Origin of the sequence: Gracilimonas sp. BCB1 (assembly GCF_040117685.2) — a bacterium.
Classification (GTDB): domain Bacteria; phylum Bacteroidota; class Rhodothermia; order Balneolales; family Balneolaceae; genus Gracilimonas.
Genome location: NZ_JBEDYP020000007.1, coordinates 1 through 22,735, shown reverse-complemented (window position 1 = coordinate 22,735; position 22,735 = coordinate 1). Strand labels below are relative to the sequence as shown.

At 43.7% G+C, this 22,735-nt stretch carries 22 protein-coding genes; 16 read left to right on the top strand and 6 right to left on the bottom strand.

The window, feature by feature from the left end:
* Positions 1 to 45 precede the first annotated feature (45 nt).
* From ABFW99_RS02685 to ABFW99_RS02660, 6 genes are all read left to right on the top strand, one after another.
* Positions 46 to 1,497 carry a TolC family protein gene (locus tag ABFW99_RS02685; protein ID WP_349354003.1) on the top strand — a complete coding sequence of 484 codons (1,452 nt, stop codon included), beginning with the start codon at positions 46 to 48 and terminating at the stop codon, positions 1,495 to 1,497.
* Between the two features lie 32 nt (positions 1,498 to 1,529).
* The gene (locus tag ABFW99_RS02680; RefSeq protein WP_349354004.1) at positions 1,530 to 2,612 is read left to right on the top strand and encodes an efflux RND transporter periplasmic adaptor subunit; all 1,083 of its coding nucleotides are present in this window, start codon (positions 1,530 to 1,532) and stop codon (positions 2,610 to 2,612) included.
* Between the two features lie 33 nt (positions 2,613 to 2,645).
* Positions 2,646 to 6,134 (top strand): efflux RND transporter permease subunit, encoded by a 3,489-nt coding sequence (locus tag ABFW99_RS02675; protein WP_349354005.1) that lies wholly within the window; start codon positions 2,646 to 2,648, stop codon positions 6,132 to 6,134.
* Positions 6,135 to 6,239: 105 nt separating this feature from the next.
* Entirely contained in the window at positions 6,240 to 6,647 is a 408-nt protein-coding gene (locus ABFW99_RS02670) for a DUF4293 family protein (protein WP_349354006.1), read from the top strand.
* Positions 6,648 to 6,654: 7 nt separating this feature from the next.
* Entirely contained in the window at positions 6,655 to 7,572 is a 918-nt protein-coding gene (locus ABFW99_RS02665) for a DMT family transporter (RefSeq protein WP_349354007.1), read from the top strand.
* Positions 7,573 to 7,840: 268 nt separating this feature from the next.
* Positions 7,841 to 9,346 carry a transglycosylase SLT domain-containing protein gene (locus tag ABFW99_RS02660; protein WP_349354008.1) on the top strand — a complete coding sequence of 502 codons (1,506 nt, stop codon included), beginning with the start codon at positions 7,841 to 7,843 and terminating at the stop codon, positions 9,344 to 9,346.
* On the opposite strand, the gene ABFW99_RS02655 is transcribed toward ABFW99_RS02660, so the two are convergent.
* From ABFW99_RS02655 to ABFW99_RS02640, 4 genes are all read right to left on the bottom strand, one after another.
* The gene (locus tag ABFW99_RS02655; RefSeq protein ID WP_349354009.1) at positions 9,339 to 11,066 is read right to left on the bottom strand and encodes a GAF domain-containing SpoIIE family protein phosphatase; all 1,728 of its coding nucleotides are present in this window, start codon (positions 11,064 to 11,066) and stop codon (positions 9,339 to 9,341) included. The genes ABFW99_RS02660 and ABFW99_RS02655 overlap by 8 nt on opposite strands.
* 6 nt (positions 11,067 to 11,072) lie before the next feature.
* A complete protein-coding gene (locus ABFW99_RS02650) occupies positions 11,073 to 11,495 on the bottom strand; it encodes an ATP-binding protein (RefSeq protein ID WP_349354010.1) in 423 nt (140 codons plus the stop codon).
* A 12-nt stretch (positions 11,496 to 11,507) separates the two neighbouring features.
* Positions 11,508 to 11,855: an STAS domain-containing protein gene (locus ABFW99_RS02645; RefSeq protein ID WP_349354011.1), complete on the bottom strand. Its 348-nt coding sequence runs from the start codon at positions 11,853 to 11,855 to the stop codon at positions 11,508 to 11,510.
* 247 nt (positions 11,856 to 12,102) lie between these two features.
* Positions 12,103 to 12,594 carry an SPOR domain-containing protein gene (locus tag ABFW99_RS02640; RefSeq protein WP_349354012.1) on the bottom strand — a complete coding sequence of 164 codons (492 nt, stop codon included), beginning with the start codon at positions 12,592 to 12,594 and terminating at the stop codon, positions 12,103 to 12,105.
* A 148-nt stretch (positions 12,595 to 12,742) separates the two neighbouring features.
* Between ABFW99_RS02640 and ABFW99_RS02635 the strand changes: the two genes are divergently transcribed.
* From ABFW99_RS02635 to ABFW99_RS02595, 9 genes are all read left to right on the top strand, one after another.
* On the top strand, positions 12,743 to 13,816 hold the full coding sequence (locus tag ABFW99_RS02635; protein WP_440707414.1) for an ABC transporter ATP-binding protein: 1,074 nt from the start codon (positions 12,743 to 12,745) through the stop codon (positions 13,814 to 13,816).
* A gap of 28 nt (positions 13,817 to 13,844) precedes the next feature.
* Positions 13,845 to 14,129 carry a GlsB/YeaQ/YmgE family stress response membrane protein gene (locus ABFW99_RS02630; protein WP_349354013.1) on the top strand — a complete coding sequence of 95 codons (285 nt, stop codon included), beginning with the start codon at positions 13,845 to 13,847 and terminating at the stop codon, positions 14,127 to 14,129.
* Positions 14,130 to 14,232: 103 nt separating this feature from the next.
* Positions 14,233 to 15,552, top strand: a complete 1,320-nt coding sequence (locus ABFW99_RS02625; protein ID WP_349354014.1) for an LVIVD repeat-containing protein — start codon at positions 14,233 to 14,235, stop codon at positions 15,550 to 15,552.
* Between the two features lie 27 nt (positions 15,553 to 15,579).
* Positions 15,580 to 16,149: a hypothetical protein gene (locus tag ABFW99_RS02620; protein WP_349354015.1), complete on the top strand. Its 570-nt coding sequence runs from the start codon at positions 15,580 to 15,582 to the stop codon at positions 16,147 to 16,149.
* Positions 16,149 to 17,855, top strand: a complete 1,707-nt coding sequence (locus ABFW99_RS02615) for a multicopper oxidase family protein (protein ID WP_349354016.1) — start codon at positions 16,149 to 16,151, stop codon at positions 17,853 to 17,855. The genes ABFW99_RS02620 and ABFW99_RS02615 overlap by 1 nt, the downstream gene beginning before the upstream one ends.
* Positions 17,856 to 18,065: 210 nt before the next feature.
* A complete protein-coding gene (locus tag ABFW99_RS02610; protein WP_349354017.1) occupies positions 18,066 to 19,280 on the top strand; it encodes a site-specific integrase in 1,215 nt (404 codons plus the stop codon).
* Positions 19,277 to 19,789, top strand: coding sequence for a hypothetical protein (locus ABFW99_RS02605; RefSeq protein WP_349354018.1), 513 nt, complete (start codon positions 19,277 to 19,279; stop codon positions 19,787 to 19,789). Before ABFW99_RS02610 ends, ABFW99_RS02605 begins: the two co-directional genes overlap by 4 nt.
* A gap of 85 nt (positions 19,790 to 19,874) precedes the next feature.
* Positions 19,875 to 20,147, top strand: a complete 273-nt coding sequence (locus tag ABFW99_RS02600) for a helix-turn-helix domain-containing protein (RefSeq protein ID WP_349354019.1) — start codon at positions 19,875 to 19,877, stop codon at positions 20,145 to 20,147.
* A gap of 8 nt (positions 20,148 to 20,155) precedes the next feature.
* Positions 20,156 to 20,968 carry a hypothetical protein gene (locus ABFW99_RS02595; RefSeq protein WP_349354020.1) on the top strand — a complete coding sequence of 271 codons (813 nt, stop codon included), beginning with the start codon at positions 20,156 to 20,158 and terminating at the stop codon, positions 20,966 to 20,968.
* A 168-nt stretch (positions 20,969 to 21,136) separates the two neighbouring features.
* On the opposite strand, the gene ABFW99_RS02590 is transcribed toward ABFW99_RS02595, so the two are convergent.
* On the bottom strand, positions 21,137 to 21,607 hold the full coding sequence (locus ABFW99_RS02590; protein ID WP_349354021.1) for a DUF4468 domain-containing protein: 471 nt from the start codon (positions 21,605 to 21,607) through the stop codon (positions 21,137 to 21,139).
* A gap of 107 nt (positions 21,608 to 21,714) precedes the next feature.
* Between ABFW99_RS02590 and ABFW99_RS02585 the strand changes: the two genes are divergently transcribed.
* Positions 21,715 to 21,954, top strand: a complete 240-nt coding sequence (locus ABFW99_RS02585) for a helix-turn-helix domain-containing protein (protein ID WP_349354022.1) — start codon at positions 21,715 to 21,717, stop codon at positions 21,952 to 21,954.
* Between the two features lie 33 nt (positions 21,955 to 21,987).
* Here ABFW99_RS02585 and ABFW99_RS02580 read toward each other — a convergent pair whose 3' ends face one another.
* Positions 21,988 to 22,656 carry a hypothetical protein gene (locus ABFW99_RS02580; RefSeq protein WP_440707413.1) on the bottom strand — a complete coding sequence of 223 codons (669 nt, stop codon included), beginning with the start codon at positions 22,654 to 22,656 and terminating at the stop codon, positions 21,988 to 21,990.
* Positions 22,657 to 22,735: the final 79 nt, after the last annotated feature.

The window sequence follows — 22,735 nt, the reverse complement described above, 5'->3', positions numbered from 1 at the left end:
AACCAATTTTCAGAACCACTTAAACAAATGACAACTCACTCACCCATGAGATTTACTTTCCTCGTAACAGGATTGCTTTTGCTCTTACAATCAACGGCATTTGGACAGGTAAAAGGCGACTCACTATTTGCTGATGCCGAACTAAGTCTGGAGGATGCCATCAAAGTGGCCGTAGCCAATAATCCACAGATAAGCCGGGCACTGCTTTCCGTAAAAGATGCGGATGAACTCGTTGATATTGCCTACAGCGAAGTGTACCCCAACATTTCTTCAAGCATGAGCTACACCCGGAATTTTGAAGTTCCCGTAAACTTTATTCCCGCTATCATATTTGATCAAAATGCAGATCCCGATGAACTGGTGCCGGTTGCATTCGGTACTGATAATAACTGGCAGGGCGGATTTACGGTAACCCAAAACATTTTCCGGGGGGAGGTTTTTGTAGGATTATCAACTTCAGAAATTTTCAAGACCGTTCAGCAGGAAAATCTGCGCGCAACCACCCAGCAGATTATAACACAGGCAAGGGTAGCTTACTACCAGGTGTTGGTGGCTAAAGAGCAGCTGCGTTTGCAGGAAGCTCAGATCAAGCGAATTGAGCAGAACCTGAAAGAAAATCGCGCCCGCCAGCAGGCCGGATTGGTTGACGAATACGCCGTACTTCAGCTGGAAGTGCAGCTCAGCAATCAGCGACCGCAATTAATCGAGGCTCAGTATGCAGTTGACGAAGCTTACCGGGGCCTGAAGGTGGCGCTGGGATTGCCTTTACAGGTTGATTTTGAAGTGAAAGGAAATTTAAATGCTTTTGATATCGTATCGGAAGATGCCGGTGCTGAGGAGAATGCCCAGATCAAAAGAGTCGACCAGATGAACCCCTTTGTTTACCAGAGGGAAGAAACCATGAGCTCATTTATGGATGAGCGGGGCGACCTGCGCATTTTGGATGCACGATTAAACCTGAATGAAAAAGAAATTCAGGCGGTAAAGAGTCGGTTTCTGCCAACCATCACAGCATCCTATAACTTGCAATGGAGCGCAGCCGAACCGGGCGGTCCCACCTTCTTCGAAAACAACACGAGATTTCAAACACTTGGGATTAATGTAAGCCTGCCCATATTTGAAGGCTTTAAGAGAATGGCAGATGTTCAGCGTGCCCAAATTTCCCGGAAGGATATTGAAGAGCAAATTCGTGCAGCCGAGCTGTCTGCTGAAAACGAAGTTGCTTCAGCGGCTGAGGAGTTGAATAAAAGCTTTGAGACAGCGGAAGCTCGAAAACAAGCGCTCGAGCAAGCGGAAGAAGGATATCAGCGTGCGCTGTCAAGGCTGGAAAACGGAATCGGTTCTCAAATTGAAGTTACCGATGCAGAGGTTCAGGTTCGGCAGGCTGAAGTAAATTATGCGCTGATGGTTTTTGAATACCTGAGCGCCAAAGCCCAATACGACCTGGCAACCGGACAGGTGCCTTTTGTAGATACCATAGAAATGGAAGTAGAATGATTTTTAACAATAAAGACACGAACTCAATCGAAATGAAAAAATTTAATCTGATTTTAATAACTGTTTTTGCAGCCATTATTACTGCCTGTTCGGGAGAAACTCCGGAAGTTGCCAATGACGAAGTTGTTGGGAAAATGGTGAACGTAGAAACAAGAACGCTTCAACCCGAGACATTCAGAAGCCAGCTTCGGGTAGTGGGAAATGTAGAAACTAAAAACGACATCATGATATCTGCTGAAGTTGCAGGTCGGTTGATGGAGCAGTCGGTTCCGGAAGGTGCCATGGTTAAGAAAGGACAAACCATTCTTCAGATTGATGATTCCAAATTGAAGCAGGAAAAAGCCCGTCTGGAAGCAGCAACTGAACAAGCCAGAGAGAATTATGAGCGTCTGCAGCGGGTGTATGAGGAAAGTGAAATTGGCTCTGAAATTGACGTTTTGAATGCGAAGTTCAATTACCAGCAAAATAAGTCGGCATTGGAGTCGATTAAAGTAGATCTGGAAAACACCACTATTTCCGCTCCTTTTGCAGGCACGGTAGAGCAGTACATGCTGGAGGAAGGCGAAATGGCAAGTCCGGGAATGCCTGTGGTGAGGTTAATCGGAACCAATACATACATCGTGACGGCCGGCGTACCTGCACGCTATGCAGATGTGGTTCAGTCTGGCGATGATGTTGAAGTATGGTTCGATACGCAGAATGCAGATACCCTTCAGGGAGAAATTTCTTTTGTAGGGAACAGCATCGACCCGCAAAGCCGCACATTTCGAATTGAAGTATTGCTTCCGGTTCAGCAAAAAAGCTACAAGGTGGATATGATTGCCAACCTTCGCCTGAATACGCTGATGGAAGAAAATGTGCTGATTGTTAGTGAAGAGTTCATTTACAAAGAAGATGAAGGGTACATCACTTATGTGAAGGCAGAAAATGAATCCGGTGCCCCTGTTGCTGAGCGACGGATTGTGGAGTTAGGCCCTTCTTACCGGTCAGATGTTATTATCAGAAACGGACTTCAGCCCGGTGAAGAGTTAATTACGATTGGGTCTGCCTTTCTTAATGATGGTGTGAGACTAAATATTGTAGAAGCCCGAAATAGTGATCTTGCATCCAATTAATGATTTTAAAAACGATTTTGGAGAAATAGTACGATGAGTACCGACGATATAACAAATGGTGCCGGAGTTGAAAGGTCGATACCGGACAGCTCGAACCGCAAAGAATTTTGGTTATCATCCTTTTCGGTAAACAACCGCATTAGCGTGTTGGTATTGATAATGCTGGTGGCCGTGTTGGGGATTGTGTCTTACATCACCATTCCTAAAGAATCTTTCCCGAACATTACAGTTCCGAATATTTTTGTGGTAACGATCTATCCCGGGGTGTCTCCCGAGGATATGGAAAGCCTGATTACCCGAAAGCTTGAGGATGAACTGAGTAACATCAGTGATGTTAAAACCATGACGTCCACATCTTCGGAAGGGTATTCAAATATCAACCTGGAGTTCAATACCGGGATTGATATTGATGAAGCCCTGCAAAAAGTGAGGGAAAAAGTGGATTTGGCAAAACCGGAGCTGCCGGAAGATGCCGAAGACCCGACTATTCAGGAGGTAAACCTCTCCGAGTTCCCCATTATGCAGGTAAACCTGTCGGGCGATTACAGTCTCGACATCCTTAAAGAAATTGCCGAAGATTTACAGGAAGACATTGAAGCCGTCCCTTCCGTTTTAGGAGTTGATTTAACGGGTGGGCTCGAGCGTGAAGTTCAGGTAGATGTAGATCTCCCCAAAATGAAGTATTACAATCTCAGCTTCACCGATATTATCGCGGCCATACAACAGGAGAATGTAACGGTGCCCGGCGGAGATATTACCGTAGGGACTAAAAACTTCTTATTGCGTGTTCCGGGGCAGTACGAAACGACGGCTCCGCTTGAAGACATTGTTGTTAAAGCTGATGATGACAAGCCGGTTTATATTCGGGATGTAGCCGATGTTACTTTCGGGTATAAGGAGCGGGAAACCTATTCCACCCTCGACGGATCTCCGGTAATAACGCTTGGCATTAAGAAAAGAACCGGCCAAAATATTCTGGATACTTCCACCGAAGTGAAAGCTATTCTGGAAGAAGCATTACCGGCTCTGCCGCCAAGTACGGTGTATAAAATCACCAACGACCAGAGTAAAGATGTGGTTAGTATGGTAGCCAACCTTGAGAATAACATCATCTCGGGTTTGATCCTGGTAGTGGGTGTGTTGCTGTTCTTCCTTGGGGTGAGAAACGCTTCGTTTGTAGGCATCTCTATTCCGCTCTCCATGTTCTTGTCGTTCATCGTATTGAGCGCACTTGGAATTACCATGAACATGATTGTGCTGTTCTCTCTGATTCTGGCACTGGGGATGTTAGTGGATAATGCCATTGTGGTGGTGGAAAATATTTACCGCTACCTGGAGGAAGGCTTTGATAACTTTGAGGCTGCCAAGAAAGGAACCGGTGAGGTAGCATTGCCCATTATTACAGGAACTACAACCACCATCGCGGCTTTTGCTCCTATGATTTTCTGGCCGGGTATTGTCGGTGAATTTATGGGATACCTCCCCAAAACTTTGATTATCACCTTGGGTAGTTCGTTGTTTGTTGGGTTGATTATCAACCCGGTTATCTGTGCTTTATTCATGCGGGTAGATACCGAACAGGGTAAGGCAGTGATGACTAAAAAAGGGAAGCGAATTCTTTATGGCTTTTTAGGTGTTATAGGGCTACTACTGGTTATATCAAGTTTTGTTACCTGGACGATGCTCATCATTCTTGGGGTGATACTTTGGGCTATTAACAAATACTTTCTGGAACCGGTTGGAAACTGGTGGCAACTCAAAGGCCTGAACAGAGTGCTCGATAAATATGAAGACACACTGGAGTGGGCATTAAACCATCGCCTTTCAACCATTGGAATTTCGGTAGCTGTATTGGTTTCCAGCTTCATTGTGTTTGGAGCGTTTTTCCCGGGATCAGAATTCTTCCCGGAAGACATTCCGCCGAGAGACATCTACGTGCAAATTGAAACTCCCATTGGTTCGGATGTGGAGTTCACCAAAAGTGTGGTGGATAAAGTAGCCGCTCGAGTTGAGCAGATGCCTTACAACGTAGATTATAATACCATTCTGGCTACTTCGGGTGCAGCGATTACAAGCGATCCGGCCGCTTCGGGAGGGAATTCGACCCACCTCGGAACGGTAGCCATCAATTTTGTGGATTATGAGGAACGCCAGAAAGGCGTGTTTGAAGCGATGGAATACATGCGGAATGATCTTTCCGGATTGGTTGCCGGTGCTAAAATCACCGTAGAAAAACCGCAGGACGGTCCACCTACCGGGCCTCCGATTAACCTCGAAATTTCCGGTCCTCAAATGGATCAGCTGACGCGCATTTCCAATCGCGTTCTGGAGATTATGGAAGAAGACTCTATCTTCGCCAAACTGGATGGACTTGAAACTGATTTACCGGAAGCCAGACCGGAAGTTAAGGTTGATGTAGATCGTGAAAAAGCAGCATTATTTGATCTGAATACCAATGAAGTTGGGATGACGGTGCGGCAGGCTATCAACGGAGTAGAGGCTTCGAAGTTCCGGGATGGAAAAGAAGAATACGAAATCATAGTGCGTCTCTCGGATGAATACAGAGACGATCTCAGCACGCTTTCAGATCTGACTATTTTCCATGAAGGAGTGCAGGTACCTCTTTCAGAAGTAGCAACCTGGGAAGTTGGAGACGGCTTTGGAGGAATTCGACATAAAGAATCGGAGCGGGTTATTACCGTGAGCGCAGATGTTCGTTCCGGTTACCAGTCAAATGCCGTGTTGGCTGAAGCTCAGGTGCTCTTACAGGATTATCTGGATGGATTACCCGGCGGCTACTCGTACGAATGGACAGGCCAGCAGCAGGATCAACAGGAGTCGTTTGAGTTCCTGGGTAAAGCCTTTCTCATAGCTTTATTCCTTATTGCATTCATCCTGGTTTCACAATTTAACTCGGTAGCCAAGCCAGTCATCATCCTCAGTTCCGTGATTATGTCAACAGCCGGTGTATTCTATGGATTGGTGACCTTCCAGATGGCGCTTGGACTGATGGCCATACTCGGGATTATTTCGCTGGCCGGGGTAGTAGTGAATAACGCCATTGTACTTATTGACTACGTAGATATTTTGCGAACCCGGGACGGTATGGACCTGCGCAGCGCCTTGATTGAGGGTGGAAAAGTTCGTTTCCGGCCGGTAATCTTAACGGCCATCACCACAACCCTTGGTTTGGTGCCGCTGGCAATAGGTTTCAACTTTGACTTCATAACCTTAGTTGGCAGCCCGATTACCTTCTTTTCAAACCTCAGTGAATACATTTTCTGGGGAGGTGAACAAGCTGCATGGTGGGGGCCTATGGCAATCGCTGTTATTGTTGGTTTGATTTTCGCTACAGCCTTAACGCTGATTCTTGTTCCGGTACTTTACAGTGTAATTGAACGGGGCAGAAGAAAAATAAATACCATTATGTTCGGAACAACCGAGCCCGGTATTATTAAAGACCAAAGTGAGCTGAACGGCGAATCTAAAGGCAAAGCTGCTTTAGAACCTTCAGTTGGTTAAAATTCAAGAATGAGCCGTAAAAGCCCGTCATCTTTTTTAAAGGATGGTGGGCTTTTTTGTTTGCGAAAACTTTTATCTTAGAGGAAAAATTAAAAACAACATTCTGTGATACAACGATTACAAACGGTATTTCTGGCACTGGCATCCATGCTTAACCTTTCGGTTTACTTTACCCCCATTTACGAGAAAGCCATGAACGATCCCCAGCTCTGGATTGGTATTGGCCTGGCAAGTTCGTTGTTAGTGGCTTTAATCATAAACGTCTTTTCCATCTTCCTCTATAATAACCGGAAAAATCAGATAACTTGGGTGAAAAGAGCGGCGCTGTTGCAGGTAATCGGGCTTGGGTTTTGTGTGGGTGTTTTATTTTCGCTGGGAGGAATCGGAACCTACCTTTGGGATGAGGCGCTTGGAACCGGGCTTGTAATTGCAGGACTCCTGTTTCAGGTTTTAGCACTTCGTTTTATCAAAAAAGATGAGGAGTTAGTCCGCTCAATGGACCGAATCCGATAGGAGTATTTTGAGCCAGGATTATTCAAAAGCTAAAGTTTATCTGATTCTTATAGTTGGGCTCACCACCTTTGGTTTTGCCCCTATTTTAGTGAAGTTTGCCACCGAACACTCGGCTCTTTTGCTGGTGTCCATACGTACGGTAGGTGCTTTTCTGATGCTGCTCCCCTTTTACATCTATCAAAAAAAGAGCGATAAATACGATGTGAAGCCGGCGGGTAATGAAACCAAATGGATGGCCTTTGCCGGTATTGCGTTAGGACTGCACTTCATACTTTGGATCAGCTCACTTTACTACACATCGGTAGCTTCAGCTTCGGTGCTGGTTACCATTCACCCCATTATGCTGATCGTTGCCGAACGAATATTATATAAGATGGAGTTTGCTCCCACCGTTTGGATTGGAGTGTTTATTGCTTTTGCAGGATCCGTTCTACTGGGAATCTCTGATTATAATACAGAGTCAACTTTCGCTAATCCCTTGCTTGGTAATGGGATGGCTTTCGGGGCAGCGGCCATCTTTGCTGTTTATTTTCTGATCGGAAGAAAAATCCGACAAAACCGATCCTGGCTTGGATATGTATTTCCCGTTTATGGTTATGCTGCAGCAACTTGTGTTACCATTATGCTGATTGTGGAGGGAATTCCGGAGCACATATCCCCGGTTGTGATTTGGGTAGGGCTTGGGTTAGCTATTGGCCCACAGCTGATGGGTCACGGTTCCCTTAACTATGCCGTCAAATTTGTTTCACCGACCTTACTTTCTACCTTAATTTTGACGGAGCCCGTATTTGCGACCGTTCTTGCGTTTTTTATCCTCGGAGAACTCCCGGCTATTCTTTCCTTTGTAGCTATATTTGTGACCTTAGTCGGAGTGGTGCTTACCTGGAAAAAGAAGCCAAAACATAAGAGAGAGATCGAAGAATAACCCGGGCTGCTCCCTTCATATTACCCAATATGAAATAGATTTTGTCTCTATTTGATATATAGAATGCCGGTAAGTCTATACAAATCAGGGGTGAAGGGTATTTCGTGAACCTTTTCGGTTATTTCAGCGTTAGAAATGCTGAATTAGATTAGACATTACTAAGAATTCAGGAATTCAGCTTAAATAGGCGTATTATTACTTCCGGCAGATGGAATTGTGACTTCATTATAGAATTGATTTCAAACAATAATGAAAACAACATCACTTAATGCTATTTGAAAGAGACAACATTATTGGAGTGTCTAAGTATTTGCTCCTCACCGGTTGTGGAGCGATGCTTTTATTAAGCTGTTCACAATCTTCAGACACACCCGAGAACAGCGAAACGCTTCCTGTTTCTGTAAGTGAACCTATTGAGAGAGACTTTGCAGAGATTAAAAGGAATGGCGTACTCCGTATGGTTACCAGTTACAGTTCAGGCTCCTATTTTCTATATAAAGGAATTCAGGTGGGGTTTGAATATGAGCTGCTGAAAGCCTTCACTAAAGAAAATGACCTTGCCCTTGAGGTTGTGATTACCGGTCCCGATGAAAGTCCTTATGATCTGCTCAATAGTGGTCGTGGTGATATTATAGCGGCCAATTACACCATCACTCCCGAAAGAAAGCAAGTAGTAGAGTTTACACGTCCGTATAATATGGTTGATCAGCTGATTGTCATTTCTGATGACCTGGGTTTTAAGCCTGAAAGCATATCTGATATGGAGGAGATTCCCATCAGCGTGCGCAGAAACAGTTCGTACTACGTCCGATTAAAAGAGTTAAAGGATGAAGGATTCCCGGTGAACATCAATATTATTCCGGAAGATATGGACACCGAGTCTGTACTATTTCAAGTGGCAGATGGTACGTATGAAGCTACCGTTGCCGATGATAATATTTTTGATGCAGCCGATAAATACATGAACGGACTGGTTAAAGGGCCTCTTATAGCCGAAAGTGATACCATTGCATGGGCAGTCCGTAAAAATGCCCCCGACCTTGAGTACCAACTAAATCGCTTTCTCTACAAGCATTTTCGTTTTGATGAGGATGGGGTCCCCAAACGTTCTGCATTTCTAAATGTATTACGGAAAAAATACTTTCAGTCGGGGAACCAAATTGCTGATTATTACAGCCCCAATTACCGGGGAGAGCAGTACGGTACCATTTCTCCATATGATAACATGATTCGTGAGGTTGCCGATGAAATGGATGTAGATTGGGTGATGCTTACTGCTATAGCTGCGCAGGAATCGAAGTTTAATCCAAGCTCGGTGAGTTGGGCAGGGGCCGTTGGAATTATGCAGGTTTTGCCAAGGTTTTCAGAAATTTCATCCGATTCACTGTACATCCCGGAAGTGAATATTCGGGAAGGTGCTAAAATTTTGGCTTCTCATCTTGACCATTATGCCTATATGGATTCCACGAATAAATGGTCTTTTGCATTGGCTGCGTATAATGCCGGCTCCGGTCACCTGGCTGATGCCCGACGGCTCACTATTGATCATAACAAAGATCCTAATAAATGGGAAGATGTATCAGAATCTCTGTTAAAGCTGATGCAGCGCAAGTACTATCAAAATGCCCGATATGGATTTTGCCGGGGTATAGAAACGGTGAGGTATGTGAATGAAATTATGAATCGATATAGTACCTATCAGACCATACTGGCGCATAACAGAGAGAAGACTGCAACAGGAACCGGGGTTTTAGGTTTTAAAACCTTTAATTGACCTTTAGTACCAGTATAGTGATGTCGTCGTACTGGATGCCATCCGAAAAGTCCATGATATCATCAATAACGGCATTCATTATTTCGTCCGATGATTTTTCAAGATGGGATTGAATACACCGGATAAGCCTTTCTTCCTCGTATTCTTCGGTTTGCTCAGGGTTCATCGCTTCGGTTACACCATCGGTATAAAAAATCAGTGTGTCGCCGGCTTCCAGGTTAATGGAGGCAGAATCATAAGGCATCATAGAAGGCATAGCGCCTAAAATTACCCCGCCGGCATCAAGTTCTATCGGTTCTTTGCTGCCTTTTTTGAATAGCATCGGGTTGTTATGCCCGGCGTTCACATAATTGAATTGCCTGCCATCTGCCGATATTTTTCCCCAGAAAAAAGTAATGAATTTATCAGCCGGAGTATTCTTATGAATGATGTCATTTATACTTCCTGTAGCCTCAGCCAGCGTAATGTCGATAGGAGCTAAGGCATGTAACATCGACTGCAGATTGGCCATCAACAACGAAGCCGGTACTCCTTTCCCGGTCACATCCGCAATGGCGAGTATATGTCCGTTATCCGGAGTTTCAAGCACATCAAAATAATCGCCCCCTACCTGACGGGAGGAAATATTGGTGGCCTCTAAATCAAAACCTTCAATGGTTGGAATTGGCGAAGGAAGGAGCCCTTGCTGAATGGTTTTGGCGAGGTTAAGTTCCTCTTCCATTCGCTGTTTTTCTATCCGCTCTTCGAGCAATAATGTTTTCTGGATAGTAAGCAGAGCAAGATTGCCTAACGACTGTAAAAAGTTAACCTGTTCTTTGCCATAAGGTTCATTATTTGCCGGGGCGCCAACTCCTACAACACCAATTTTTTCATTCTGAAACCGAAGGGCGATTAACAGTTTGATGTCATTTTTCTCCAAAAAAGGGCAGTCATGCTCTTCATCGCAATAGAAAACATCTTCAAGTTCAAAAAGAGTATTCAGCTCTTTCACAGAGGGTTGCTCCTTCAAGCCGCTGCTGGAAACGATAGATTTTTCTCCGTCAATTTCTAACACAAAAAAGAAGGTCCGGATTAACATTTGCCCGAGCATGGCAAACTTAAAGGTTCGGGCAATTTCATCCCGGTCCACCATCATGTTGAAATCTTTGCTGAGCTCCAGAAGGGTATTCAGGTCATGTACTTTACGATCGAGCTTTCGGTTTATAAGACGCAGCTCCTGGAACATCCGGGAATTGGCAATGGCTACGGAGGAAATAATAGTCAGGCTTTCTATGAACTCCAGCTCACTGGCTGTTAGTGGCTGCTTATTTCCTTTAGGCGCGAGACACAAAAACCCCAAATGGTGGTTAGTGGTTCTCAGGTTAAAAAAGATACTATCCTCAGGAAGTCCCAGCGTTTTGGAAATTTCAGGAAATTCCTCGGCTTTAATTACCGTGCGATCCAGCTCGCCTTCGGGAAATTCAAGCTGAACAACATCTTCTTCTGCAAGATCACTTTTACCCTTAATCTTGCTTACCAGATAAAAATGGTTCGAGCCTTTGTTAATAAGGATCATGCCTTTGGGAACGAGGAGTTTTCCCATGGTAATCAGCAAAAGGTTGTTCAGAACAAAATCCGGTTCCTGCGACTCGATGAGCATTCGGCTGGTTTCCAGCAGGGTGCGAAGCTCAAAGCGGCTTTGTCGTTCTTCAGTGTTCGAAAGAGAAGTTTTAGTATCCACGATGTGTCAAAGGTTTTTGACCATACGTATTTCGTTGGTATGCCCTTTGCGGTTATACTGTACCTGATCCATGAGTTTGCGAATCAGGTAAACTCCCATACCGCCACGTTTCTTTTCTTTGATGCGCTGCATGAGATCCGGTTCGCTGTAGGTGCTCGGATCAAAACTCTTTCCCTCATCCATCAATGAAATCCATAGCTGACTGGCGTTGGAGCCAATTTCTATATTCACTTTTTCGGTGGGGGAATTTTTGTAAGCGTGTTTAATAATATTTGTGTAGGCTTCATCCACTGCCAGCCGGATTTCTGATATATCTTTTTGGCTGAGTCCGATATTCTCGGCATGGGCAGCTACAAAATCCCGCACTTTGGCAAGATGCTCTGTAGAAGCTTCAACAGAAAGGGTTTGTATGTTATTATTTCCAGCCACTCTCTTGGTTATTTAATTGTCAAAGCTATTTAAGGCTTCTTTTTCATCTTCCAGGATATCATACAGGGTTGGAAAGCCCAACAGGTCGAATACGTTATAAACGCGGTCGTTCATATTTGTAAGTTTGATGTCGCCGCCTAAACTCCTCACATCTTCGATGTAAGCCATAAAAACACCCAAACCGGCACTGGCTATATAATCCAGACCGGAGCAGTTGACGATGATAGCATAGCTTTCTTCATCAATTAACGATTTAAGTGCATTCTCAAGCTGAGAAGCCGTATGCGCATCAAGTTCTCCACTGATATCCAGTATACTTACGTGATCATGTTGGCGTGTAGCAATACTGAAATTTTTCATTCCACTTTTATTGAGGTTGGTGAATGATGTTGAAGCTGCATAATAACGTAAACCGTAGAATTAGGAAAGTTTTTCGGAGTGGAAGGTTACGAAGTTGGAATAAAAAAGATGCAAAAAAATAGCCCCGCACATTTATCTAATGTGTGGGGCTGACTATTCATCAAGAGAGACGCTACTTGAGCGCATCTGTAATTAAGCAAATGCTTGGGAGAGATACAACTATAAATTATTTGGGCTCAAAACAGGATCAGCTTCCCGATCTCTGAACTTTAGAAACCCAATAACCGGTATTCAGTTCACTACCCAGTTCAGCTCCAAATTCTTCAGCTTCAGCTTTCTCAGCAAAAAAACCAACCCGCAGCCTGAACCACACATCACCGGTTTCTTCCTTCCCTATTTTAACCGTATATACGTGTGGATAATCACGGTTGGTCAGTGTGGCCTTATATTCATTGGCCTCTTCTTCAGAACGGAAAGCACCAACCTGAACAGCATAAGTACCGTCTTCAGCAAACTGAGGACCTTGTTGTTCTTCCATCATTTCCTGTTTCTGCTGGGCCTGGGCAATACTGTCTTCCCGGGCTTGCATCATTTCGGCTATCCGTTGTTCCTGGACCTGTCTTAGAGAGTCAAGACGTGCTTGTTCTTTAGCTCTTCGCTCTTCTTCGCTTTCTCCGCATGCCTGGAAACTCACCAAAGCCACTGCCAGCAATAAGGTGTAGATGCTTACTTTTTTCATAAGAATAGTAGTTAGTTGATAATTATCTGTAAATGGTATACCCGAAACGAATTAAACTTACATTATCCCGACCTGTTTCACAAATATTCACGGTCCAAAACTTTCAGAAGTATCAGATTAGTCCGTATCTTATGTAGACTGAATCTAAATGAAGATATTTTGGTTCAGCAACTACATGGAAAACTCTCTGTTAAAAATATCCGGATTAACGAAATCATTCGACCAAAGCGGGCCCGTTGTAAACGATGTCAGTTTCGAGGTTGGTAAGAATGAAATATTCGCACTTTTAGGCCCCAGCGGGTGTGGGAAGACCACAACGTTACGCTTAATTGCAGGCTTTGAGCAATGCGAAGCCGGTGAAGTACACATCGAAAATGAGTTGGTGGAAAGTACCCGGAAAAGGCTATCCCCACAGAAAAGAGAAATAGGATTTGTATTTCAGGATTATGCCCTTTTTCCACACATGAATGCGCTGGATAATGTGGCGTTTGGACTCCGGGAAATAGAGAAGAGAAAAAGGCCGGTTTTAGCTGAAGAGGTCCTTTGCCGAACAGGGATGGAAAAGTATAAGCACCGTATGCCTGATGAACTTTCCGGTGGACAACAACAGCGGGTTGCACTTGCCCGGGCCATCGCTCCCAAGCCGCGGCTGGTTTTAATGGATGAGCCTTTTTCAGGGCTCGATGCCATGCTCCGCGATACCACCCGAAAAGAAGTTCGGGCTATTCTCAAGAAATCCGGGATGAGTGCTATTCTGGTTACTCACGATCAGGAAGAAGCACTATCTTTTGCCGATAGAATCGCAGTTATGAATAACGGGCAGATTGAGCAAATCGGGACCCCTGAAGAAGTGTACTATCATCCCAGAACTCAGTTTGTAGCCCAGTTTTTAGGCCGGACAAACCTTTTTCGTGCTCACGCTGATGGGTCTGATAATGTGGAAACCCGCCTGGGGCCGGTTAAAATTAACAAAGAAGCCGAGGGCTTGATCTTATGTTCCATCCGCCCGGAGCATCTGACCATTGAACGGTGCAAAGAGAATGGTAACGAAAGCGGTATTATTGTGGGACGGGAATTTCGCGGACACGACATCACCTACCATGTACTTTTCAAGGGAGATAAGTACATTGTTCATACGGATAACCGGCTTTTGTTTGACGTGGACGAGCACGTAATCGTGAAACCTCTGGAGCCGGCTGTAGTATTAGAACAGAAAGCCTGAACCGAAATTAAAATCTTACCTAAGTATTATGTCATTTTTTGGATTTCTATTGTTACTGCTGATCGCAGCTATTTGTGGAGGAATTGGACAAAGCATCAGCGGTTATAGCTTTGGAGGCTGCCTGATCTCAGCCGGGGTTGGTTTTATAGGTGCCATCATTGGCAAATGGATTGCCAGCGAATTGGGCCTTCCCGAACTTTGGACCATTGAGATCAGCGGTAGTCCTTTCCCAATTATTTGGTCTATCATTGGAGCCGCATTATTCACCGCTATTCTGGGTGCTGTGATGAGAGGTAAGGAAAAAGCACTCTGATTCTTTTGCTCCTATCTTAATTTGATAAGATTTGTGAAGCCACTTCCATTTCCCGATGGTATTTCGTAATTAGCAGCTTCTTATTAATGCTAAATCGGGATATATGTATAAGTCATTTATTTATGTGGTGATTCTCTTTCTAAACGTGAGCGGGTTTACAGCCTTCGCTCAGGTAAACGATGAACTGCCAAAGCGAAGCGATAATCTTGAGGTGCTTTCTCATGTACCACTGGGAGCGCCTCTAAGCGTTACAGATATTGTAATTGAACAAGAAGTAAGCCGCCCATATGCTTATGTGGGCCGAATGCAAGCTGAGAAAGGTTTTGATATCATCGACCTTTCCAATCCTGAAAAAGCAGAAGTTATTTATCGGTGGAGAATGCCGAATGAAGAATTACACGTTGGACTGGGTGGAATGGATCCGAAATATTTCAAACATAAAAACCGATATTATGTGGTACAGTCGCTGCAGTTTTTTCAGGGTGGACCTAATACCGATGCGGGCGCCGTGGTTGTTGACGTAACCGGCTTGCCGGATGTGAACAAGGTAAAAACGGTGGGGTATGTGAGAAATGCCGAACATCCCGGAGGTTTCCACAATATATTTATGTACAAGCATTCAGATGGTCGTCCGCTTTTGTTTGCCACAACATCCGGGGATGATGCTTATGTGTATGACTTGGGTAAGTTCGTTGAAGGGGAAGAAGATATCCTTGCCGGCACTATTCCTAACCCGGATACCCCTGCCCGTTTAGCCGGTGCTTCTTTAGGATACCATGATTTTTATGTGGGATATCATCCTGACAGTCAGCAAGATCGTTTTTACGGTGGTGGAGCCGGCGGTTATTTTGTGTTTGATGTGACGGAAATGGATTCGGTTAGCCTGCTGGCTTCGGTGACCGGTGTAAGTGGAGTTGTTTGGGGGCACACGGTTACTCCGTCTCCTGATGGTCGCTACATTGTGGGGGAAACAGAATACATGCACGCTCCGCTACGCATTTTTGACCTGCAACCTGCTCTTGACGGTGAAGTTCAGAATATCAGTGACCCCATAAGCTCCTGGAATTTTGATTACGAAAACCTGGTGCACAATCACGAAGTGCGCTGGCCGTATTTATTTGTATCCGGTTATGAAGATGGCTTGCTGGTGGTGGATTTATTCAGTCCCGATGAGCCTAAAACCATAGCATATTACGATACCTTTCTCGGAAAACATCAGTCCGGAATGTGTGGAGATAACACCTGTAACGGAGCTTTTGGTGTGGATGTGCGCAATGAAGACGGCCTGATTGTGGTTAGTGATATGGGAACAGGATTCTGGGCATTTAAACTGGAAGACTTCCAGGGCTGGAATGGTCGCGGTTGGGGATTGCCGAATATCTCCAGTGCTCAAAACTGGGATGAAGGTCCTACAGGAAACTAAATTGTTGAAGTAAACAGGTTGGTCGTTATGATCTGGAAAAGAACCTTCATTATCACCCTAATGTTCGGTTGTTTGGCTTTGAGCCCGGAGCTTGAAGCCGGGACCGGCGCAGCGGATATTGCTCCGCCTCTGCAATGTTCAGAAGTCGGTTCTGAATACTATACCATCGACCTGGTAACTACAAAGAATGTGCCCGGAACCGGTCTTGCAAAAGGGAAAGCGGTAATGAAATTCAACCCTAACCCCTTCGGTATTTCCATCACCAAAGACGGCTCATACCGCCATCGGCTGGATATAAAACTGAACAAAGTGAATAAGCCCAAAAAAGGAACCTTTGTGGCATGGGTTACGACCCCCAACTTAGATAAGGTAAAGATGCTGGGTTCTTTGGATAAGAATCTGGAAACAAGCGGCACGGTAGACTGGAATAAATACATTGTGGTTATCACACTGGAAAAAGCAGTGCCAAAAAGTAATTCTTCGATGTGGTCTGGGCCCATTGCCTTTCGTGGTTTATCCCGAAGCGGACTCATGCATACCATGGCCGGCCACGGACCCTTTGCCCAGGAACCTTGTGCCAAATACGGATATTATTAATGCAAAAGCTGTACCCTAAATTTTTCCTCCTGCTGGTGTTTTTTGCAGGAGCCTCCCTCTCTATTCAAGCACAGCATGAACACCATAATATGGCCGGGCATGCTATGAATATGGACACCTCCAAAGCCGTTTGGCGAATGCCTCCGATGAATATGGAAATGCCCATGTTGCCGGGTATGCATAACGAGCTGCCACCGGTGGAACCTTTAATTGCCGGACTTGGGCTTACTAAAGAGGATATTCCCTTTGCAAAACCACGAGAGATTATGGAGCTGGCCGATGGAGATACGGTTGAGCTGCAGGCATCCATTGTTCGTCGTACCCTGGAGGGGAAAGACTATGTGATGTACGGATATAACGGTCAATATCCCGGTCCGCTGTTAAAAGCTCCTCAGAACAGTACGGTAGTGGTAGAGTTCAACAACCAAATCGAATTTCCGACAACCGTTCACTGGCATGGACTAAGGCACGACTATCGCTTTGACGGAACCATGTTTTCCCAGGACCCGGTGATGATAGGTGAGTCTTTTACTTACGAATTGTTTTTCCGGGATGCCGGCGTGTACTGGTATCATCCGCATGTGCTGGAATACATTCAGCAGGACCTTGGGCTGTATGGAAACATGTTGGTCGCCCCGCCCGAAGAGGATTACTACAGCCCGGTGAACCGTGAAGAAATGCTGATTCTGGATGATATACTTATCGATGATCAGGGGATGATTCCATGGGGGAAATCGAGCCCAACTCACGCTTTGATGGGTCGTTTTGGAAATGTGATGCTGGTAAACGGAAAAACGGATTACAAGCTGAATGTCGATAAAAATGAAGTGCTGCGGTTCTACATCACCAACGTGGCCAATACCCGAACGTTTAATATGGTATTCGAAGGAGCAAAGGTGAAAGTGGTTGGCTCGGATGTCAGCAAGTTTGAAGAAGAGGTGTATACCGAGAACGTGCCCATTGCCGTGGCCGAGCGATATATTGTAGAGGTGCTATATGAAGAGCCGGGCACCTACCCCATCCTGAATTCCATTCAGGCCATCAATCATTTTAGGGGAGAATTTTATCCCCACAAAGATACGCTTGGAATGGTTACGGTTTCGAAGAACAAAGTGGAGGAAAACCACACCGAAGCCTTCAATACCCTGCGGGTAAATGAAGATGTGAAAGAAGATATAGCCGAATTTGAGCCCTATTTTAATAAGCCGGTGGATAAGGAGCTGGAAATGACGGTAGCGGTTAAAAACCTGCCCATTCCCATTATGCAGTCCATGCAGCTGGATACCGCTTATGTGCCTCACATCGAGTGGAATGATACCATGCCGATGATGAACTGGCTTTCTACCGGCAAGCAGGTGGAGTGGATTCTTCGGGATCCGGCAACCGGACAAAAGAACATGGATATCTACTGGGATTTCAAGAAAGGGGATGTGATCAAGCTTCGCTTATTTAACGACCCGGATACCTTTCACCCCATGAACCATCCTTTTCATATTCACGGGCAGCGCCACCTGGTGCTGAGCATGGACGGGGTAGAAAATCCCAACATGGTTTGGAAAGACACTTCGATTATCCCTGTGGGTGCTACGGTAGATTTACTGATTGAAATGTCCAACCCCGGAAAGTGGATGATGCACTGCCACATCGGCGAACACCTGGACGCCGGAATGATGTTAGGCTTTGAGGTTGATGGGGAAACTCCCTGATAAACCGAACGAAATGTGAAATAGGCTACACTTCAACATTTAATGTTGAATGTTCAAGTGACCCCGCCGGGACTACGTTTTTGAGCTTTCCTGAATCTCGCTTGTTTCAATTTACTTCTTAAAGGTAACTTAAAAGCAGCTTTTTAGTATATTTGCTTTTGATTGAGTTCGATTGAACTGCAATTTACCTTTAACACAACCTTTAGCCTGATGGCTACGATTAAGCCTATTCTCTATACCTATCGTCAAAACAAAGATGGCTCATACCCAATTTACATTAGCATAGCGGATTCTAAAAAAACTTTATATCATTCTACCCGAATTAATATTCATAAGAGTAAATGGAGTGAAAAAAGAGAAAAGGTTTTGGGGGATGGGAAAGAGGCTCAAAAGATAAATAAGATTATAGCCGACAAGCTTGCAGAATGTGAATCCATTTCACTCGAGCTTAGACTAAAAGGAGTTTCGCCCTCTGCTACCAGAATCAAGGACATACTTACAGATGACTCGGCTCAAGGTAGTAATAAAGACTTCATCCAGTATGGCTTAGATTATGCAGAGGAGCTCAGTAAGAAAAAGAAGATCGGCACGAGTAAAAGGTATAAGTCAGTATTCATAAAGCTATCTGAATTTCAAAAAGGGAAGCTTTACTTCGATGATATCACAACGGTTTATTTGCGGAAATATGAAACCTACTTAGCTACAGAGCTGGGCAATTCCGCCACGACCATTACCAGCAACCTTAAAACCATGAGGTCGATTTACAGAAAGGCTATTGATGAGGACATCATAGCTCCTAAGAAAGACCCTTTTGAAAAACTGAGCTTTAAAAAAGATACTCCATCCCGAGAGCGTCTCACTGTGGAAGAAATAGAATCGATAGTTGAACTGGAGTATGGTGACAAGGAGCTGATCAATAAAGTGAGAGATGCTTTTTTGTTTTCCTTCTATTGTGCGGGTATCAGGTTCTCTGATGTTTGTCAGCTGAAATGGGATGATTGGTCAGGTGAGTACATCTCGTACAGAATGAGCAAAACAGACAAGCCTAAAAAGGTATATCTGATTGACCAGGCTGTGGCTATTCTGGAAAAGTGGGAAGGGATAAGTAAGACCGAATATATCTTTGATCTGCTCAATCCCAAAAAAGACTTGTCCGATGCCCGGAAGCTCTACAATCAAATCTCCTCAAAGAATGCCTTAGCCAATAAGTATTTAAAGAAGATTGCCAAGGATGCAGAAATTGAAAAGAAAATAAGCTTCCATGTAGCACGGCATTCCTTTGCGGATATAGCGAGGGTGAAAGGTTGGGACCTTTACAACATCTCTAAAGCCCTTGGTCATGCCACTCTAAATATCACAGAAAAATATCTAAATGAGTTCGATCAGGATGCGCTCGATAATGAAATGAAGGACAACTTCTTATGATACCTCCTGAAAAATTTCTGCTGTATAAACAAATAAATGAAGCAGTGTATAGCTTTGCCCGCACTATTCCTTTCAAGGGGTTAAGTGAGGCTGAAAGTTGGCCAAGACAGAATAAGTGGGCTAAGAAGGTTATAAACGAGATGGTAAGGCCAATACTAACAGGAGAAAAGTCATACACGAATGAACTTGCTATATCTCTGAATATGATATTGCCAGAGATAAAGCGAGAAAACCATGAAAGCATTCAAGAGCGATTTAAAGACACATTCATTCCAATTATTGAGGAACTGGAAAAGGAGTCAGGAAAGAAGGATAAAGCTGTCGAAAAGAAAAAGGTTGGCAGAAAGAAAAAGTACAAACAAACAGATCAGTTTTATGAAAAAGCAATTAATGAGTTAGGAGAGAATGCGAAGCCAGGGGAGATAATTACATTCATTCAAAAAGAGTATGCTGAAATAAACCTCCATCCAGATGAAAGCACTATAAGGGGTCATTTAGGCTGGAAATAAAAAATGGGGAAATGGGAAAATAGTTTTCCCTTAATCCGGTGAGCTTATCTGAATACCATTGAGTCGAATTAAATGAAACCGACCGATGGAAGAACTCATCATACTTACCAAGTCCCAATTTGTGAGCCTGATAGATGAACGGCTTTCCCTGATAGTGGAGGAAAAGCTGGGGCACCTACAGGAGCTACCTTCTGATACTTCGGATAAAGAGCTGCTCACCAATGATGAGGCCATAGACTTTCTCGGAGTTTCCAAATCTACCCTGCAGCGATACCGAAGCTCCGGAAAGCTGAAATACAGCAAGGTGGGGAATAAGATTTTCTATCATCGGGATGATATCATAGAGATGGTAGGATGAAAAGGGAATTGAATAAGCTGGTTGTGCCAGTAGGTATTCTTCAATACATGCTTTCCGACTATCGAACCAGAGGCCCTGTATTCGAACTCTACCTCAATCTGAAATTTTATTACGGGCCGTTCTTTAAAATCGAAGCAAAAGATATAAGGTTTTTACAGCGGACACTTGGTTACAAGTCCAAAAGGTCGATTACTAATAATCTTAACAACCTCCTTGAAATTAATTGGTTGGGGTTTGATAGTAATAGAGAGTTATATGCTCAGAGGGGTGTAGATTACCTGTGCAGTGTTGCGAGGGTAGAGTATCGAGTTTCAGTAGAACTATGGCATCAAGACCTGAAAACTGTTAAAGCTTTTTGCGCCGGTGCCTGTATCGGCTTATTGAGCTATAAAAACTTTACTAACAGGAAGAACAACCCCCAGGAAAGGTTTATCAAGTTAATGAGGGAAGGGCTAAAATTGAGAAGCCTGTCACAAAACCTACCGCTTGATGAATTAATACCCTCTAAAGCTTTAAAGTTAAACAGAGAGAAATACTGGCCTGTGGCTTCTAAAAGTGTTGCGTCATGCTTGGGTATATCTATAAGCAATGCACGCAGCCTAAAGCAATTAGCTGCTGAATACAGCTATATATTCCTTGAATCTCTGGAAGTGGTCTTGGATGAGGAGTCTAATCAGATTGCTTTGCACCAAAAGTATGGCTCTCCTAATAGCGAAGCTTTGAGGGCTAAATCAGGCAAGGTGTGTATTGATTTACCTGACTTGGTCAAAGCTGGGATCAGGTACCGCTCTCGGAAGCATGGAAATTTCAAAACACACTAATTTGAGATGGGTATGGGAAGAGAAAGTAAAATCCTGAAATGGTTAATGAGAGAATATGGAGAAAGTGGAGTCCATAGGTTTGTTGCTGGCAGTCTGAGTATAACTATGTGCAAATTATATCGAGCTATTGAACTCGTAGTATCTTTTTTAGAGGCAGTTAATGAGTTTCTAAAAATCATCCGATTTTGTAAGGTAATCCAGCAAGCTTATTCGAAGCGACTCAAAATGCTGATGCATCTTTTCAGCGTCCGCAGAGGAAATACCACCTATGGACGGGTCTTGTGGGCTTCCTATTCGTTGTGTAAACCGCACCTGTTCTTCGTTAAAGTCGATGGTCATATTGTATGAAACAGAAAAGCTTACCAAGCCACCTGCCCTTGTTATGGTATTAAGGGCAGAAACAACCAAAGTGCCAGTCTCTTTATTTTGCAATTGTAATACCTCATTGGCGGAGTTATAAGTCTCAGCAACCCATAAAAGAGATTTAGTATAAGCCTCCGCTTGGCTTAATGAGTGGTTTTCTACAGTTACGACCTCTCGCTGGTCTTCTGAAAGTGGAGTTGTTGAAGCACAAGATGCAATAACAAGAATTAAGCCTAATAGTGAAATGCTTTTGATGTACATAAGAGATGTCTTCATAAGGTCTAAGTTTTTGTTTTACTGAATTCTTAGAAATGTAATGAAGAATAAATAAAAACACACTATGGTGTGTGTATTCAAAAAGTCTTCATGCCTTACTTCATGGCATGAAAAAAAGTGAACAGATACAAAAAGCAACTGGTGATGTGATAAGGGAGTTGAGAAAGGAGAAAGGGCTCACCCAAGAAAAGCTTGCTGAATTATCTGACTTGCATGTTAATTATATTTCCTATCTGGAGCGCGGTTTAAGGCAGCCAACTCTTACTACCTTGACCGACATATCTGAAGGATTAGGTATTAGATTAACAGATATTGTTGGCAAAATTGAGGCGTCAATTGATAAATAATTTTGTCCCCCTATGGTAGAAATTAAACTTGGGTCATTTAACTTGATCTTTTAAGCTACTCTCTTTTATAAAAGACTCTAATTTCTCGAATGCTATAGCAAAGCCAGAATCTATATTTTCATTTATTAATTCATCAATATCATTTAGGTACTTTTTCGTTTTAAAATAAGTCTTCAGTCCACACTTAGAAGAAACTTCTTTTATGTTCGATTCAATTGTTTCAGTAACTTGACTAAAATTGTATTCCTTCATTTCAGAAGACAAGTAATTGGTGATCTGAAGAGTATTTATATCTTCTAAACCTGCTTCTTTTAAGTTATTTAAATATCCTTTTTCAAGTTGTGCAACAGTTTTACTGATATTAATCAGCCTATTTTTACCCCTTAATCGATAGCTTAATATTGGATAAATTGTAGATAACTCACTAAGGTGTTCATTGTATGACTCGTCAAAATTATCTTTAGGTGGATTAAACTTTTCGCTTTTCTGAGCTAAGACTTCTTGAATTATAGGGAGGAACTTTTGGAAGTCTTCGTCTTTGGAGAGATTTGTATTTAGTCTTGATTCTAATTCTTTGATGAGCTTATCTATAAGCAATTTTGGATTGTTTACTTTAACAAGCCATAGCATCTCAAGTAAATCTGATAAGACTAAGTTGACTATCCTTTGAAGCGGCGCACGAAAAACGCGAAAGCGTTTCACGATAAATGCGAAAACCTAGATGTTCAAAGCTGCACCAGTGGTTAAACACCCAATGGCTAACTGAACGAGTAGGTTACAC